A 14,008-nucleotide genomic window follows, 5' to 3' on the forward strand; every position below is an offset into this window, starting at 1 on the left:
TCAGACAACCTCGATGGCCGGCGGGCGCACGGTTTGCTCCATCAGCCAGGCCGCCTGATAGGGACGGCGAGCCATGGTGGGGTCGTAGGCCTTGTCGTGGCACAGGTGGTCGGTCAGCGCGACGCCTTGCCAGCTTTCCGGCAGCGGCAGCACGCGCGGCTGATCGGTGACATTGAGGGCGAACAGCAGGCGACGCCCTTCATGGGTGACGCGCTCGAAGACGAAGAAATCCGGGCCGACATCGAAGACATTCTGGTCGGCATCCGGGTGGAAGCAGGGTTCGTTGCGGCGCAGTGCCATGCGGCGCTTGAGGGCGTGGAAGACCTCATGGGTCGCGGTGTTGGGGCTTGCCAGCAGCGCTTCCAGTTCATCGCGCTGCCACTTGCGGCGGTTGATGGCGCGCAGGTGGCCATCGCGCTCGACGCCTTCCTGGTGGTTGGGGGTCGCGGTCAGCGAGTGGATGTATAGCCCCGGGATGCCCTGCAGGCTCAGCATCAGGGTCTGACTGGCGATGAAGCGCTCGATCTGCCACGGGTCCTGGCCGCGCCGCGTGCCCTTGAGCGCATCGAAGTAGCTGATGTTGAGCTCATAGGGGGTGTCGGCGCGCCCGGGGTTGGCGCGCATGCTGACGTAGCCACCGAAGTCATGCACCAGCCGCACCAGGGTGTCGCGCTCGTGATCGGGCAGCAGGCCCTCAAGGGCGCGAACGCCGATACCATCGTGACTGGCGGTGAAGTTGAAGTAGCTGCAGCCGGAAGGCAGGGATGGCAGGCTGGTGGCCCACTGGGTCAGGGCGCTGGCATCGCCGGAGGTCAGGGTGTGCAGGGTCAGCGGCGGCAACGTGAACTGATAGATCAGGTGCGCTTCATCGGCCTGGGCGCTGCCCTCGATGGCGGTGAGGTCGTGCTGTGACAGGCGATCGAGTCCGAAGTAGGACATGTTCTCGGCGTGGGGCACGTTGGTTTCGGTGATCAACAGGCTGCCCGGCGCCAGATGGTCGACGATGGCGCGCAGCAGGCGCACCACGGCGTGTGTCTCCGGCAGGTGGATACAGGAGGTGCCCTGGCGTTTCCACAGGAAGGCCACTGCATCGAGGCGGATGATGCCCGCGCCCTGCTCGAGGTAATAAAGCAGGATGCCGATGAATTCGAGCAGCACATCGGGATTGGCGAAGTTCAGGTCGATCTGGTCATCCGAGAAGGTTGCCCAAAGATGGCGCAGGCCACGACGGGTATGCACCGGCGTGAGCAGGGCAGATGGGCGCGGGCGCACGACCTCGGAGACATCGGTGTCGGGGTCCATCTCGATGAAGTAGTCGCGGCCGGGCTGCACGCCGGCCAGATAATCGGCGAACCACAGTGACTCGCGTGAGCAGTGATTGATGACCAGGTCTGCCATCAGGTCGCGCTGCTCGCTCAGGCGCCGGATGTCCTGCCAGTCGCCGAGGACCGGATTGACCTCGCGATAGTGGATGACGCTGAAGCCGTCATCGCTGCTCCACGGAAAGAAGGGCAGCACGTGGACACCGGACAGGCTGTCGTCCAGTCGGCTGGCGAGGAAGTCGTGCAGGGTCGCCAGTGGCGCCTCGCCTTCCTGCTGCAGGCTGTCGCCGTAGGTGATCAGCCACTGGTCGCGCTCGCTCCAGAGCGGCTCGCCTTCCGGTACGCGGGGGTAAAGGCGCGTGCGATGGAAATCCAGCACCGTCTCCAGGCGTCTGAGGACTTCCTCATGACGCTGTGGGTAGATCTCGGCGAGCAGGCGCGTGGCGTGTGCCTGGAAATCAGCTTGCGAGAGGCGTTTGGCGAGAGAGACTCTGGCCCGTGGCCTGGCGCTGCCCTCGCTCGGCGCAGGATCGGAGGCAGTGGATGTCGAGTGATCGGGAGATGACGTATCGGACATGGGCAATCCTCGTGGCAGCAAAAGCGGTCAGACTCTGCCTCATGAGCCGCAATGGGCAGAGCGTGTCGCGGGTGATCTTCGGGAAGCCCGCCGGCGCAATCCTGCGGGGGCCGGTGGTAAGACTGGAAATCACAGATCAGATGAAGTCGGCTGGCCGTCGCTTGGTGAAATCCCTGAATAGCGCATCGCTGAGCGGCGCCCGTGGGTGACGGCCTGGCGACTTTACTCATGAGTCATGCACGCCTCGGGCCAGATTCGTCAAGCCTGCAAGGCAGGACGGCCAGCCTGCATGTGCTGGCTGGCCGTCCTGTCCGGCGTCATGTGGCCTGCAGCGAGCTGACGCCACTGCGCTTCATGACATGCTTTACTTGCGCAGCACGCGATACAGAATCAGCAGAATGACGGCGCCGAGCACGGCGATGACAAAGCTGGCCAGATTGAATCCCGTCACTTCACCGAAGCCCATCAGGGTGCCGACCCAGCCACCGACCACGGCACCCAGGATGCCGATGATGCTGGTGACGATGATGCCACCCGGGTCCTTGCCGGGCACGATCACCTTGGCGATGATGCCGGCAATAAGACCGAATATGATCCATGCAATGATTCCCATGTCGCAGCTCCTTGCGTCATCGTGATCAATCTCGCGGCAGAGATCATCCGCCGCCAGTCGTGAAAGGATTTCACGGCTCGGGCAAGCGTCCTTGTGAGGCGCTGCACCCTGATGTCATCTTTCGGTTATCGCGCGGGGATTTCAAGCCTGCCGGGCAGGTTGATTGACGCTTTCGCCGCGGTGCCCGCCCCCCCCGGGGCGACAATGCAGGAAACTCCTGTCGCCCTTTGGTCGCTCCCCAAGGCTAGTTCAGATAGGTCGGGGCTGACATAGGCTCCCGTGGCGGGGCCTTAACGGTTACAATACCCGCCATTCGCTGTCATTCGGCTGCGCTGCGCCACTTCCTCTCTGTGCTTCGCGCGGGGCCGCAGCCACCTCGCACCCAAGCAGGCTCTCCAACATGCACTGTCCCTTCTGTGGAACTCATGAAACCAAGGTCACGGATTCCCGACTGGTGGTCGAGGGTGACCAGGTGCGGCGGCGTCGCCAGTGCGCGGCCTGCGGTGAGCGTTTCACGACCTACGAAACGGCGGAGCTGGTCATGCCGCGCGTGGTCAAGGGTGACGGTTCGCGTGAGAGCTTCGATGAGCACAAGCTGCGTGCCGGCATGCTGCGCGCGCTGGAAAAGCGCCCGGTTTCCTCCGAGCTGATCGAGGCCGCGGTGGAGCGCATTCGTCAGCGTCTGCGTGCCACCGGCGAGCGTGAGATCGAGGCGCGGCGCATCGGGGATGAGGTCATGCAGCAGCTCAAGCGGCTGGATCAGGTCGCCTATATCCGCTTCGCTTCGGTCTATCGTCGCTTCCAGGATCTTGATGAGTTCCGCGCCGAGATCGACCGTCTCGCCCAGGAGCCCAGTTTCCTGCCGGGCGAGGAAGACGCGCGGCCCTGATGCCTCGACACGGCCATCCTTGCAGATGCCCTCGAGGCCTGCGCCTGCTGGTCCTGTCGCGTCACGCTGCGTGGCTCAGGCCTTGCCTCAGACCTCAGGCCTCAGGCATCGAAGTATTGACCACCGCCTGGGCTACGCCTGACCTTCTCTCGTTTCACGCCAAGGTATCGCATGTCTCTTTCTCCTCATGCTTCTCATGCTCCCCGTGACAGCCACTCTCACGAACGCAGTGCTCCCTCGGCGCGTGATGCGCGCCACATGGCCCACGCCCTGCGCCTGGCGCGACTGGGCAGCTACACGACGCAGCCCAATCCGCGTGTCGGCTGTGTGCTGGTAGAGGCCGAGACCGACGAGGTGATCGCGAGCGGCTTTCACGTGCGTGCCGGGGAAGGGCATGCCGAGGTCAATGCGCTGGCAGAGGCGGGCGAGCGCGCGCTGGGCTGCGTGGCCTATGTGACGCTGGAGCCCTGCTCCCACACCGGGCGTACCGGCCCTTGCTCACTGGCCCTGATCGCGGCGGGCGTCTCGCGGGTGGTGATCGCGATGCGTGATCCGAATCCGCAGGTTGCCGGGCGCGGCATCGCGCTGCTGCAGGGCGCGGGCATCGCGGTGACGGTCGGGGTGATGGAGCAGGAGGCGCGAGCGCTCAATCCCGGCTTCCTGTCACGCATGGAGCGCGGTCGGCCCTTCGTGCGCCTCAAGCAGGCCATGAGTCTGGACGGGCGCACGGCGATGGCTTCCGGCGAATCCCAGTGGATCACCGGCCCCGAAGCGCGCAGTGCCGTGCAGCGTCTGCGCGCGCGCTCCAGCGTGGTGATGAGCGGCATCGAGTCGGTCATCTTCGATGATTCGCGTCTCAACGTGCGTGCCGACCAGCTCGGGCTCGAAGACCATCCGCTGGGGCTCGAGGCGCTGGTGGCACGTCAGCCGTTGCGCGTGGTGGTGGACAGCCACCTGCGTCTGCCGCTGGCGGCGCGCATTCTGGCGCAATCCGGTCGTACGCTGCTGGTATGTGTCGCGGATGAGACAGCGGCGCTGGCTGAGCGACGTACCTTGTTGGAGGCGGCCGGTGCCGAGGTGCTGGCGCTGCCGGCAGGCGAAGATGGCCGCGTGGACCTCGAGGCCCTGCTGCGCTATCTGGCCGAGCACGAGCAGGCCAACGAGGTACTGCTGGAAACCGGCGCGGTACTGGCAGGGGCCATGATTAATGCGGGGCTGGTCGATGAGATGCAGCTCTTCATGGCCCCGACGCTGCTGGGCGGCGAGGCTCGCCCGCTGCTGGCGCTGCCGGGGCTGGATCACATGGCGCAGCAGCGCCGGGTCGAGATTCGCGATATCCGGGCGGTGGGGCGTGATTGGCGCATCACCGCGGTGCCAGTAGCATCGCCAGACCCGCAGGAGAGCGGCGACTGATTTCTTCTTGTCACGCAAGCACTTGCCGCCGTCTGGCGACAGCGGCGTCGCTGGGTGCTGGCGCAAAACGGGGTGGCGGGGTACCCTGACGCCCGACTTTTTGATAATACGCGTGGGTCCGGCATGGGCCGGCGCAGCCCGTAAAGTGGAGCAAGCATGGCGCTATCAGGCATCGCAGCACTCGTCGAGGATATCCGGCAAGGCAAGATGGTCATCCTCATGGATGACGAGGATCGTGAGAATGAAGGCGACATCATCATCGCCGCGGAAGCCGTGACAGCCGAGCACATCAACTTCATGGCACGCCACGCGCGTGGCTTGATCTGCATGCCGATGTCGCGTGAGCATTGCGAACAGCTCCAGCTGCCACTGATGGTTCAGGCCAACGGTTCCGGCTTCGGCACCAAGTTCACGCTCTCCATCGAGGCCACCGAAGGCGTCACCACCGGCATCTCGGCGGCTGACCGCGCCCGTACCGTGCAGGCTGCCGCCGCGCGCAATGCGCGCCCGCAGGACATCGTCCAGCCGGGGCATATCTTCCCGCTGATGGCGGAACCGGGTGGCGTGCTGCGTCGTGCCGGCCATACCGAGGCGGCCTGTGACCTGGCGTCCATGGCGGGCTTTGGCGCGACCGGCGTGATCTGTGAGGTCATGAACGACGACGGCAGCATGGCGCGTCGTGAAGAGCTCGAGCGCTTCGCCGCCGAGCACGACCTCAAGGTCGGCACCATTGCGGACCTGATCGAATATCGCATCCACAATGAGCAGACCGTGGAAGTGCTGGACAGCGAGCAGGTCGAGACCGCCTTCGGTGAGCTGACACTGCATTGCTTCAGCGATCGCATCCAGGGCCGTCACCATCTGGCGCTGGTCAAGGGCACGCCGGACGCCGAGTCTCTGACCACCGTGCGCGTGCACGTGCAGGACCCGATGCGTGACCTGCTGACCCTGCGTCAGCAGGGCAGCAGCAGCTGGGCGCTCAATGATGCGCTCGCCGAAGTCGCCGCCGCCGATGCCGGCGTGCTGGTACTGCTGGACACCGGCAGCGACGCGATGGATTACAAGGATCGTCTCGATGTCTTCCTCGGACGACGTCGTACGCCGCGCACCAACGAATCCGATGGTGCGGGCAATTATCTGACCACCGGTACCGGCGCCCAGATCCTTCGGGATCTCGGTGTCGGCCGGATGCGTCTGCTCAGCTCGCCGTGGAAATTCTCTGCCCTGTCCGGGTTTGGCCTCGAAGTGGTCGAACTGGTCGGCAGTGATGACACGGCAGGCGAGACAGGCGCAGACGCCGCAGGCGCGTAAGCGCTTCGGCACCCCAAATGGCGGGGGAGGTCGCGCAATTCTGGCGGCCTTCCCCGGTATGATTGATATCCCCGCCCCGGTTCTCCGGGGCGCTAGCATTGTGGACTGACCATGCAACCGATTGCTCAACTCGAAGGCACTTTCACCAATGTCGATGGCCGTTACGTCATCGTCGTCGGGCGTTTCAACCACCATGTCGTCGACAGCCTGGTGGAGGGCGCGGTCGATTCTCTCGTACGCCACGGCGTCGATGAGGAAAACATCGACCTGATCCACGTGCCGGGTGCCTGGGAAATTCCGCTGGCCGTCAAGGCCGTGCTGGCCAAGGTCAAGCCGCACGCCGTCATCACACTGGGTGCGGTGATCCGCGGTGGTACGCCGCACTTCGAATACGTCGCCGGTGAGTGCAACTCCGCGCTGTCGCGTCTGCAGCTCGAATTCGACACCCCGGTCGCCAATGGCGTGCTGACGGTGAATTCCATCGAGCAGGCCATCGAGCGTGCCGGCACCAAGGCTGGCAACAAGGGTACCGAAGCGGCCATGGCGGCGATGGAAATGGTCTCCCTGCTCAAGGCCCTGGGAGGTGACGCGTGAGCGAACGCAAGGAACGTACCGAGCGCGAGCCGTCCAAGCAGCAGCAGGCGCGTCGCGCCGCTCGTGAGCTGGCTGTGCAGGGCATCTACCAGTGGCAGATGACCGGCAAGAACATGACCACCATCGAAGCCGAGTTCCGTGGTCAACAGGTCGACGATGACGTCGAGCTGCACGAGAACTGGGTCGAGGTGATGCGCATCGCCGACCAGGCCCTGTTCCACGAGCTGCTGCACAACGTGCCGCGCTTCCAGAAAGAACTGGATGCCAGCATCAGCCCGCTGCTCGACCGTCGCCTGCAGGACCTCGATGAGATCGAGCTGGCCATCCTGCGTCTGGGCGCCTACGAGCTGTCCAAGCGCATGGAAGTGCCGTATCGCGTGGCGATCAACGAAGGGGTCGAGCTGGCCAAGACCTTCGGTGCCACCGACGGGCACAAGTACGTCAACGGGATCCTCGACAAGCTGGCAGTCAAGCTGCGCAGTGCCGAGGTGACCCAGGCCCGCCTGCGCTGACATGCCAGGTGAATTCGAGCTGATTGCCCGCTACTTCCAGCGCGATCTGTCCGGGGCACCGGGCGTGTTGCTGGGGCCGGGTGACGACTGTGCACTTCTTGCCGCCAGTGATGGCATGCAGATGGCGGTCAGTGTCGATACCTCGGTGGCGGGGGTGCACTTCCCGCCGGATGCGCCTGCGGCGTCCATTGGCCATCGCGCCCTGGCCGTCAATCTGTCTGATCTGGCGGCGATGGGCGCGACCCCGCGCTGGGCGTTGCTGGCTCTGACGTTGCCGGACGTGGATGAAGACTGGCTGCATGGTTTTGCGGCCGGTTTCCACGCGCTGGCGGATCGCTACGGCATCGCGCTGGTAGGCGGCGACGTCACGCGCGGCCCGCTCTCCATCACGATCACCGTGCATGGCGAGCTGCCGTGCGTGCTCGAGCCCGCCCAGCAGGCCGACAGCGTGACCCGCCCGATTCTGCGACGTGACGGCGCCCGTGAGGGGGATCTCATCGCGGTCACCGGCCTGCCGGGGTTGGCGCATGCCGGTCTCAAGGCCTGGCAGGATGGCGTACGCGATGTGCTGAATCCTTGCCTGGCGGCCTACCTGCGACCAGAACCGCGGGTCGATGCGGGGCTGGCGCTGCGTGAGCTGGCCAGTGCGGGCCTGGATGTCTCCGATGGCGTGATGGGCGACCTGGCACACATCTGTCGTGCCAGTCAGCTGTCGGCGGCGCTGGAGCTTGGCGAACTGCCGCTGGCGCCGGAGCTGATCACGGCGCTGGGCGAGCAGGGCGCCCGCGAGGCGGTCCTCAATGGCGGCGACGATTACGAGCTGTTGCTCACGCTGCCCCAAGAGAACCTCGAGGCTGCCATGACAGCATTGCGCGCCTTGAATCTCTCGCTGACCGTCATCGGTCACATGCATGCCTCCACTGGAGAGGCCAGTCGGGTTCACCTGCTGGAAGATGGCGTGGAGCAGGCAGTATCAGGGCGTAGCTGGCAGCATTTCTCTGCCTCGAAGGCTTCTGCCACACAGGGCTCTGACACACAGGTCTCTGTCACGCAGGCCTCTGGGCCAGACGGCTCCTGCGACGATGCGTCGTCAAGCAACGCGAACGGGGTGGCACCATGAATCGCGCTCCCGCCAGTGTCTGGCGGCGCCCTGTCCACTTCCTGGCCTTCGGGCTGGGCAGTGGTACCGCGCCCTTTGCACCGGGCACCTTCGGTACTCTCGCGGCAATCCCTTTCTACTGGCTGATGACCAACCTCACGCTGTGGCCGTATCTGGCCATCGTGCTGGTCGCGTCGCTGGTCGGGATCTGGATCTGTGATCGCACCTCGCGCGATCTCGGCGTGCATGATCACTCCGGGATCGTCTGGGACGAATTCGTCGGCTATTGGATCACGATGGCCGCCGTGCCATTCTCTTGGCAGGCAGCGCTATGGGGCTTCGTGGTCTTCCGGGTCTTCGATATTCTCAAGCCATGGCCGATTCGCTGGGCCGACCGCCGGGTTGCCGGTGGCTTCGGCATCATGCTGGATGACGTCTTCGCCGGTATCTATGCCTGGTCGACGATGCATCTGTGGCTGTGGTTGCACTGACGCTTCGCTGCCTTGGCGGCGAGGCTCACGCACATGTTTCACTGATGGAAGCAGATGCGACAAGAGGCACCGCGCAGACGGTGTGATGCTCCAATAACGGACAAGGGTTAATGCGATGGGCAAGGGACTGGTAACCGCGACGGCAGTGGTCGTCATCGGGGCAGCCGGCTATGTCGGCGGCGTGGCTTACTCAAGCCAGCGCTTTGAAGATGAGATGGCCCGCATGGTGGCAGAGCTCGACAGGAGCTCCGACATCAAGGCGACCCGTGAGGATGTCGACAGCGGCTGGTTCGGCTCCACGGGCCGGGTAGAGATGGAACTCGCCACCGGGGACGGTGAAGGTCCCATGCGCATCGTATTGCCCTATGAAGCCGGCCACGGCCTGCTGTCGACCACCATGCAGGGCAACGTCAAGGTGCTGTACGGTACGCCGTCACGCGACGTCTTCGCCGAAGTGCTCGGCGATGGCAAGGCGATCGCCTTCGATGGCAGCGTCGACAACTTCAGCGGTGCCAGCGACACCACCCTGACCTTGCCGGCCTTTGACTGGCAGGACCCGGAGAGCGGCACGCGCATCGACTTCCAGGGCGGCGAGCTGCTGGCCTCCCACGATGGCGGTGACACGCCGGAAATTACCGTGGATGGTGAGATCACGCCGTTCGATATCACCAATGGCGCCGAGAAGGTCAGCGTCGGCACCCTGAGCCTCAACGGCATCTATCGTGGGGCGGACAATGACTTCCGCCAGGACGACAAGATCGTGCTGGACACCCTGACCATCGACAACGGCACCGGTCAGCCGCCGGTGGTCGCCAGTGATATCCGTTACAGCGGCGAAACGCGCCTGGACCCGACCGAGCTGCGCTATCTGATGAAGCTGTCGGTGCAGGATGTCAGCGCGGGTGATCAGCAGATGGCCAGCGGCGACGTGTCCATCTCGATCGACCGTCTGCAGGGTGCGGCCGTCTATGACTTCATCACCCAGCTGCAGGGCTTGCTGGAAGAAGCGGGCAAGCCGTTCGAGGAGCTGAGCGAAGAGCAGCAGGTCGCCATCCTCGAGAAGGTCGAAGCGCCGCTGTTCACCATGCTGAGCACCTCTCCGCGCATGACGCTGGAATCGCTGAATGCCAAGAGCGATGCCTTCGGTGTCGACATGCAAGGTGATGGCCAGATGATTCTCGATGGTGCCGACATCACTGATCTGACCATCCAGGAGCTGCAGACCGTGCCGGGTCAGCAGGCCTTCCTGAATCGTCTGAGCGGGCGCTTCGAGTTCCGCAACGTGCCGCCGATGATGGCCATGATGGCGGGTGTCTCTCCGCAGGCCGCCGATCGCAATCTCGTGGTCGAGATCGACGGTGACAGCGTGAAGATCAACGGCACCCCGATCTACTGAGGGGAATGCGAGACGCGGTATCACGAGCGATCAGTGACGCCAGCGCCACGCAGTATGCTGGAAACGACAATGCCCGCCTCATGGCGGGCATTGTCGTTTCCAGGGGGCGCATCAGGTGCCACCCTGAACACGCAGTGTTGCGCCCCCGGTGCGGCAAGCCTGCCTTGATAAAGTGGCTAACTGGCCGCATTGGTGGAGATGATCGCCTCAACCGAGGCCTGGTTTCATGAGGGTTGCATGCCACGTCACGAAGAGATTTCCGATAACGACGATATTCTTGCCGGCTTCGAGGATGACAGCCAGTCACAAGAGCCTTCTTCTTCTGCCTCGGGTGGGCTGGTGCCGAGTGGTGACCAGCTGCCGGAGCGCATCTACCTGCTGCCGATTCACAATCGCCCGTTCTTCCCGGCCCAGGTCCAGCCGCTGGTGATCAACAAGCAGCGTTGGGCCGAGACCATGCAGCTGGTCGGCAATACGCCGCATCATGCTGTCGGTCTGGCCTTCGTCGGCGATGTCGAGGTGGATGAGCTGGGGGTCGAGCACTTCCCCGAGATCGGCTCCGCCGTGCGCGTCCACAAGCCCGAAGACGGCGATGACCAGGTGCAGTTCATCGCCCAGGGACTGCGCCGCTTCCGCATCACGCGCTGGCTGTCGCGCAAGCCTCCCTATCTGGTCGAGGTCACCTACCCGCGTGAGCCGGTCGATGCCGAGAGCGATGAGGCGCGCGCCTACGCGATGGCGATGATCAACGGCATCAAGGAATTGCTGCCGATCAACCCGCTGTACGGCGAGGAGCTCAAGCAGTATCTCAACCGCTTCAGCCCGCATGAACCGGGTCCGCTGACCGACTTCGCCGCCGCCATCACCTCGGCCAAGGGCGCTGAGCTGCAGGAGGTGCTGGAGTCGCTGCCGGTGATGGAGCGCATGCAGAAGGTGCTGCCCCTGCTGCGCAAGGAAATCGAGGTCGCACAGCTGCAGACCGAGATCTCCCAGCAGGTCAATGCGCAGATGGAGAAGCATCAGCGCGAATTCTTCCTGCGCGAACAGCTCAAGGTCATCCAGCGTGAACTGGGCATCTCCAAGGATGATCGCGAGAACGACGTCGATACCTTCCGCGGCCGTCTCGACGAGCTCAAGGTGCCGGAGCGGGTCCAGTCGCGCATCGATGATGAGCTCGACAAGCTGTCGGTGCTGGAGACCGGCTCGCCGGAATACGGCACCACACGCAACTATCTCGACTGGCTGACCTCGCTGCCGTGGGGCATCACCTCCACCGATCAGCTCAATCTGGCGCATGCGCGCACCGTGCTCAATCGCGATCACGATGGGCTGGATGATGTGAAGTCACGTATCGTCGAGTTTCTGGCCGAGGGCACCTTCAAGGGCGATGTCGGCGGCTCGATCCTGCTGCTGGTCGGCCCGCCCGGCGTGGGCAAGACCTCCATCGGGCGCTCCATCGCCCAGGCGCTGGGTCGTGAGTTCTATCGCTTCTCGATCGGTGGCATGCGCGATGAGTCCGAGATCAAGGGCCATCGCCGCACCTACGTGGGCGCCATGCCCGGCAAGCTGGTGCAGGCGCTCAAGGAGGTCAAGGTCGAGAATCCGGTGATCATGCTCGATGAGATCGACAAGCTGGGGCAGTCCTTCCAGGGCGACCCAGCCTCGGCGCTGCTCGAGGTGCTGGACCCGGAGCAGAACGTCGACTTCCTCGATCACTACCTCGATGTGCGCCTCGATCTCTCCAAGGTATTGTTCGTGTGTACCGCCAATACGCTGGATAGCATTCCCGGCCCGCTGCTGGACCGCATGGAGCAGATTCGCCTCTCCGGCTACATCGCCGAGGAGAAGATGGCGATTGCCAAGCACCACCTGTGGCCGAAGCTGCTGACCCGCGACAACATCCCCAAGAAGCGCATCAATCTGAGTGACGCCGCGCTGCGTCAGGTCATCGAGGGCTATGCGCGTGAGGCCGGCGTGCGTCAGCTGGAGAAACAGCTGCACCGTATCGTGCGCAAGGCGGCGGTGAAGTTGCTGGAAGAGGAGCTTCCGACCGTGAAGGTCTCGGTCAAGAATCTCGAGGAATTCCTCGGTGCGCCGATCTTCCGTCGCGAGAAGGTCCTGGCTGGTGAAGGCGTGGTGACCGGGCTTGCCTGGACCAGCATGGGCGGTGCGACCCTGCCCATCGAAGCTACCCGGGTGCATGGCCTGACACGTGGTTTGAAGTTGACCGGCAAGCTGGGCGACGTGATGCAGGAGTCGGCCAACATCGCCTACTCCTACACCCTGGCCAATCTCGAGGCCTACGATGCCGAGGCGGACTTCTTCAACGAGTCCTTCATTCACTTGCACGTGCCTGAAGGTGCGACGCCCAAGGACGGCCCCAGCGCCGGCGTGACCATGACCACGGCGTTGATGTCGTTGGCCAAGCATCAGGCGCCGCGCAAGGGGCTGGCGATGACCGGTGAGCTGACCTTGACCGGTCAGGTGCTGCCGGTGGGCGGTATCCGCGAGAAGGTGATTGCCGCACGGCGCAGTGATATCTACGAGCTGATTCTGCCGCAGGCCAACCAGCGCGATTACGATGAGCTGCCGGAATACCTGAAGGAAGGCATGATCGTGCACTTCGCGGCGCGCTACGCGGATGTCTCGCGTGTGGTCTTCGACAGTGACAGCGCCCAGCGTCATTGAGTGGTGTGTGATCAGCGGCGAGGCGTGAGTGACAAGCGCTGATTGCCAGGCCCTGAGCGCCAGATGTTGAGCTCAACCAGCGCCGAAGTCAGCCGCAATACGACAGAGGCCCCGCCAATTGGCGGGGCCTCTGTCGTTGCTGTGCTTTCTGCTGCCTGTGCTTACTGCTGTCTGTGCTTTCTTCTTGCTGTGCTTTCTTCTTGCTGTGCTTTCTTCTTCCTTGGCTTGGGTCTGGCGATTCCGGGAGAGTCTGGGAGAGCGATTGGGAGAGCGATTGGAAGGGCGATTGGAAGAATGATCGGGAGGGTGATCGGGAAAGGGGCTGGTCAGCCTGGTTCGTTCTCAGGCGGTGTCGAGTTGCTCGAGGACGGCCGCCTCGGCGGCATTGCGACCGACGCTGGCGATGCCGTTGTCGCGGCCGGATTCCGACTTGTACATCTGACTGCGACCGATCTGCTGGCTGTTGGCGGCCAGCAGCGTGAAATAGAAACGTCCGTCCTTGGCGACTTCCCGAGTGAAGCGTTTTTCCTCGACGGCATTCTTGCGCACGGACTCCACGCCGTTCAGGCAGCCGCGCTTGTCGGCATAGCCCTGACTCTGCAGGATCTTCTCGCCGTTGCCTGCCTTCAGCGCAAAGTAGAACTTGCTGTCCTTGCCCCGAGTGATGACGAATTTTCCGGCCATGGGTGACTCCTGTTCCTTGTGGGGTGTCTGGCATTGCCTGATGTGTCGTCCTTCAGTGTAATCAGCGCCTCCCGCCGCAGGCCCACGCTAGAGACCGCTTCATTCAACGCTTTCGGCGCTTGTCGGCATCTTTCGGGGCTGCTGATGGCGTGGACGGCGCTATCTGGTAGGCAAGCGGGGCCGGTACATGACAGAATTGACCCTAGGCAGACAGCGTTGACCCATGAGGCGCGCGTCTCCTCTGGACACCAGGTGTGCGTACCCCGAGCGGGGCGCCGCCTGACCAAAACAGAAGCCGCTCCCGTGCGGAGTGATTCTGCAGCGGATTGCGCAGAAGGGCGGCGTCAGTTTCCTGATCCTGCCAGGCGCAATTCCATGAATCAGTCCCTCTTCGCACAGGAGAGCGGCCAAGCATTGAA

12 protein-coding genes are annotated in these 14,008 nt (G+C 63.9%); 9 read left to right on the forward strand and 3 right to left on the reverse strand.

The annotated features are described in order from the left end of the window. Both ACJJV2_RS04035 and ACJJV2_RS04040 read right to left on the reverse strand, forming a co-directional pair. Nucleotides 1-1,899: a sugar phosphorylase gene (locus ACJJV2_RS04035; protein WP_405278450.1), complete on the reverse strand. Its 1,899-nt coding sequence runs from the start codon at nt 1,897-1,899 to the stop codon at nt 1-3. Between the two features lie 364 nt (nt 1,900-2,263). Then, entirely contained in the window at nt 2,264-2,512 is a 249-nt protein-coding gene (locus tag ACJJV2_RS04040) for a GlsB/YeaQ/YmgE family stress response membrane protein (protein WP_043331379.1), read from the reverse strand. A 400-nt stretch (nt 2,513-2,912) separates the two neighbouring features. On the opposite strand from ACJJV2_RS04040, the gene nrdR reads away from it, so the two are divergent. From nrdR to lon, 9 genes are all read left to right on the forward strand, one after another. Further along, nucleotides 2,913-3,401, forward strand: a complete 489-nt coding sequence (gene nrdR / locus ACJJV2_RS04045; RefSeq protein WP_043331377.1) for a transcriptional regulator NrdR — start codon at nt 2,913-2,915, stop codon at nt 3,399-3,401. A 258-nt stretch (nt 3,402-3,659) separates the two neighbouring features. Then, the gene (gene ribD / locus ACJJV2_RS04050) at nt 3,660-4,814 is read left to right on the forward strand and encodes a bifunctional diaminohydroxyphosphoribosylaminopyrimidine deaminase/5-amino-6-(5-phosphoribosylamino)uracil reductase RibD (RefSeq protein ID WP_404326983.1); all 1,155 of its coding nucleotides are present in this window, start codon (nt 3,660-3,662) and stop codon (nt 4,812-4,814) included. Between the two features lie 156 nt (nt 4,815-4,970). Then, nucleotides 4,971-6,125 (forward strand): bifunctional 3,4-dihydroxy-2-butanone-4-phosphate synthase/GTP cyclohydrolase II, encoded by a 1,155-nt coding sequence (gene ribBA, locus ACJJV2_RS04055; protein ID WP_405278453.1) that lies wholly within the window; start codon nt 4,971-4,973, stop codon nt 6,123-6,125. A gap of 111 nt (nt 6,126-6,236) precedes the next feature. Continuing rightward, a complete protein-coding gene (gene ribE, locus ACJJV2_RS04060; protein ID WP_405278455.1) occupies nt 6,237-6,719 on the forward strand; it encodes a 6,7-dimethyl-8-ribityllumazine synthase in 483 nt (160 codons plus the stop codon). Then, nucleotides 6,716-7,231: a transcription antitermination factor NusB gene (nusB, locus tag ACJJV2_RS04065; RefSeq protein ID WP_043331373.1), complete on the forward strand. Its 516-nt coding sequence runs from the start codon at nt 6,716-6,718 to the stop codon at nt 7,229-7,231. The genes ribE and nusB overlap by 4 nt, the downstream gene beginning before the upstream one ends. 1 nt (nt 7,232) lies before the next feature. Then, nucleotides 7,233-8,351, forward strand: coding sequence for a thiamine-phosphate kinase (thiL, locus tag ACJJV2_RS04070; RefSeq protein WP_405278456.1), 1,119 nt, complete (start codon nt 7,233-7,235; stop codon nt 8,349-8,351). Continuing rightward, nucleotides 8,348-8,821: a phosphatidylglycerophosphatase A gene (locus ACJJV2_RS04075; RefSeq protein WP_043331372.1), complete on the forward strand. Its 474-nt coding sequence runs from the start codon at nt 8,348-8,350 to the stop codon at nt 8,819-8,821. The genes thiL and ACJJV2_RS04075 overlap by 4 nt, the downstream gene beginning before the upstream one ends. Nucleotides 8,822-8,936: 115 nt before the next feature. Continuing rightward, nucleotides 8,937-10,217 carry a DUF945 family protein gene (locus ACJJV2_RS04080; protein ID WP_043331371.1) on the forward strand — a complete coding sequence of 427 codons (1,281 nt, stop codon included), beginning with the start codon at nt 8,937-8,939 and terminating at the stop codon, nt 10,215-10,217. Nucleotides 10,218-10,454: 237 nt separating this feature from the next. Next, nucleotides 10,455-12,905 (forward strand): endopeptidase La, encoded by a 2,451-nt coding sequence (lon, locus tag ACJJV2_RS04085; RefSeq protein ID WP_084589197.1) that lies wholly within the window; start codon nt 10,455-10,457, stop codon nt 12,903-12,905. A gap of 342 nt (nt 12,906-13,247) precedes the next feature. On the opposite strand, the gene ACJJV2_RS04090 is transcribed toward lon, so the two are convergent. After that, the gene (locus ACJJV2_RS04090) at nt 13,248-13,589 is read right to left on the reverse strand and encodes a YegP family protein (RefSeq protein WP_043331370.1); all 342 of its coding nucleotides are present in this window, start codon (nt 13,587-13,589) and stop codon (nt 13,248-13,250) included. Between the last annotated feature and the right edge of the window lie 419 nt (nt 13,590-14,008).

The sequence above is a fragment of the Cobetia sp. Ld8 genome (assembly GCF_045066615.1).
In the GTDB taxonomy this organism is placed as follows: Bacteria; Pseudomonadota; Gammaproteobacteria; order Pseudomonadales; family Halomonadaceae; genus Cobetia; species Cobetia amphilecti.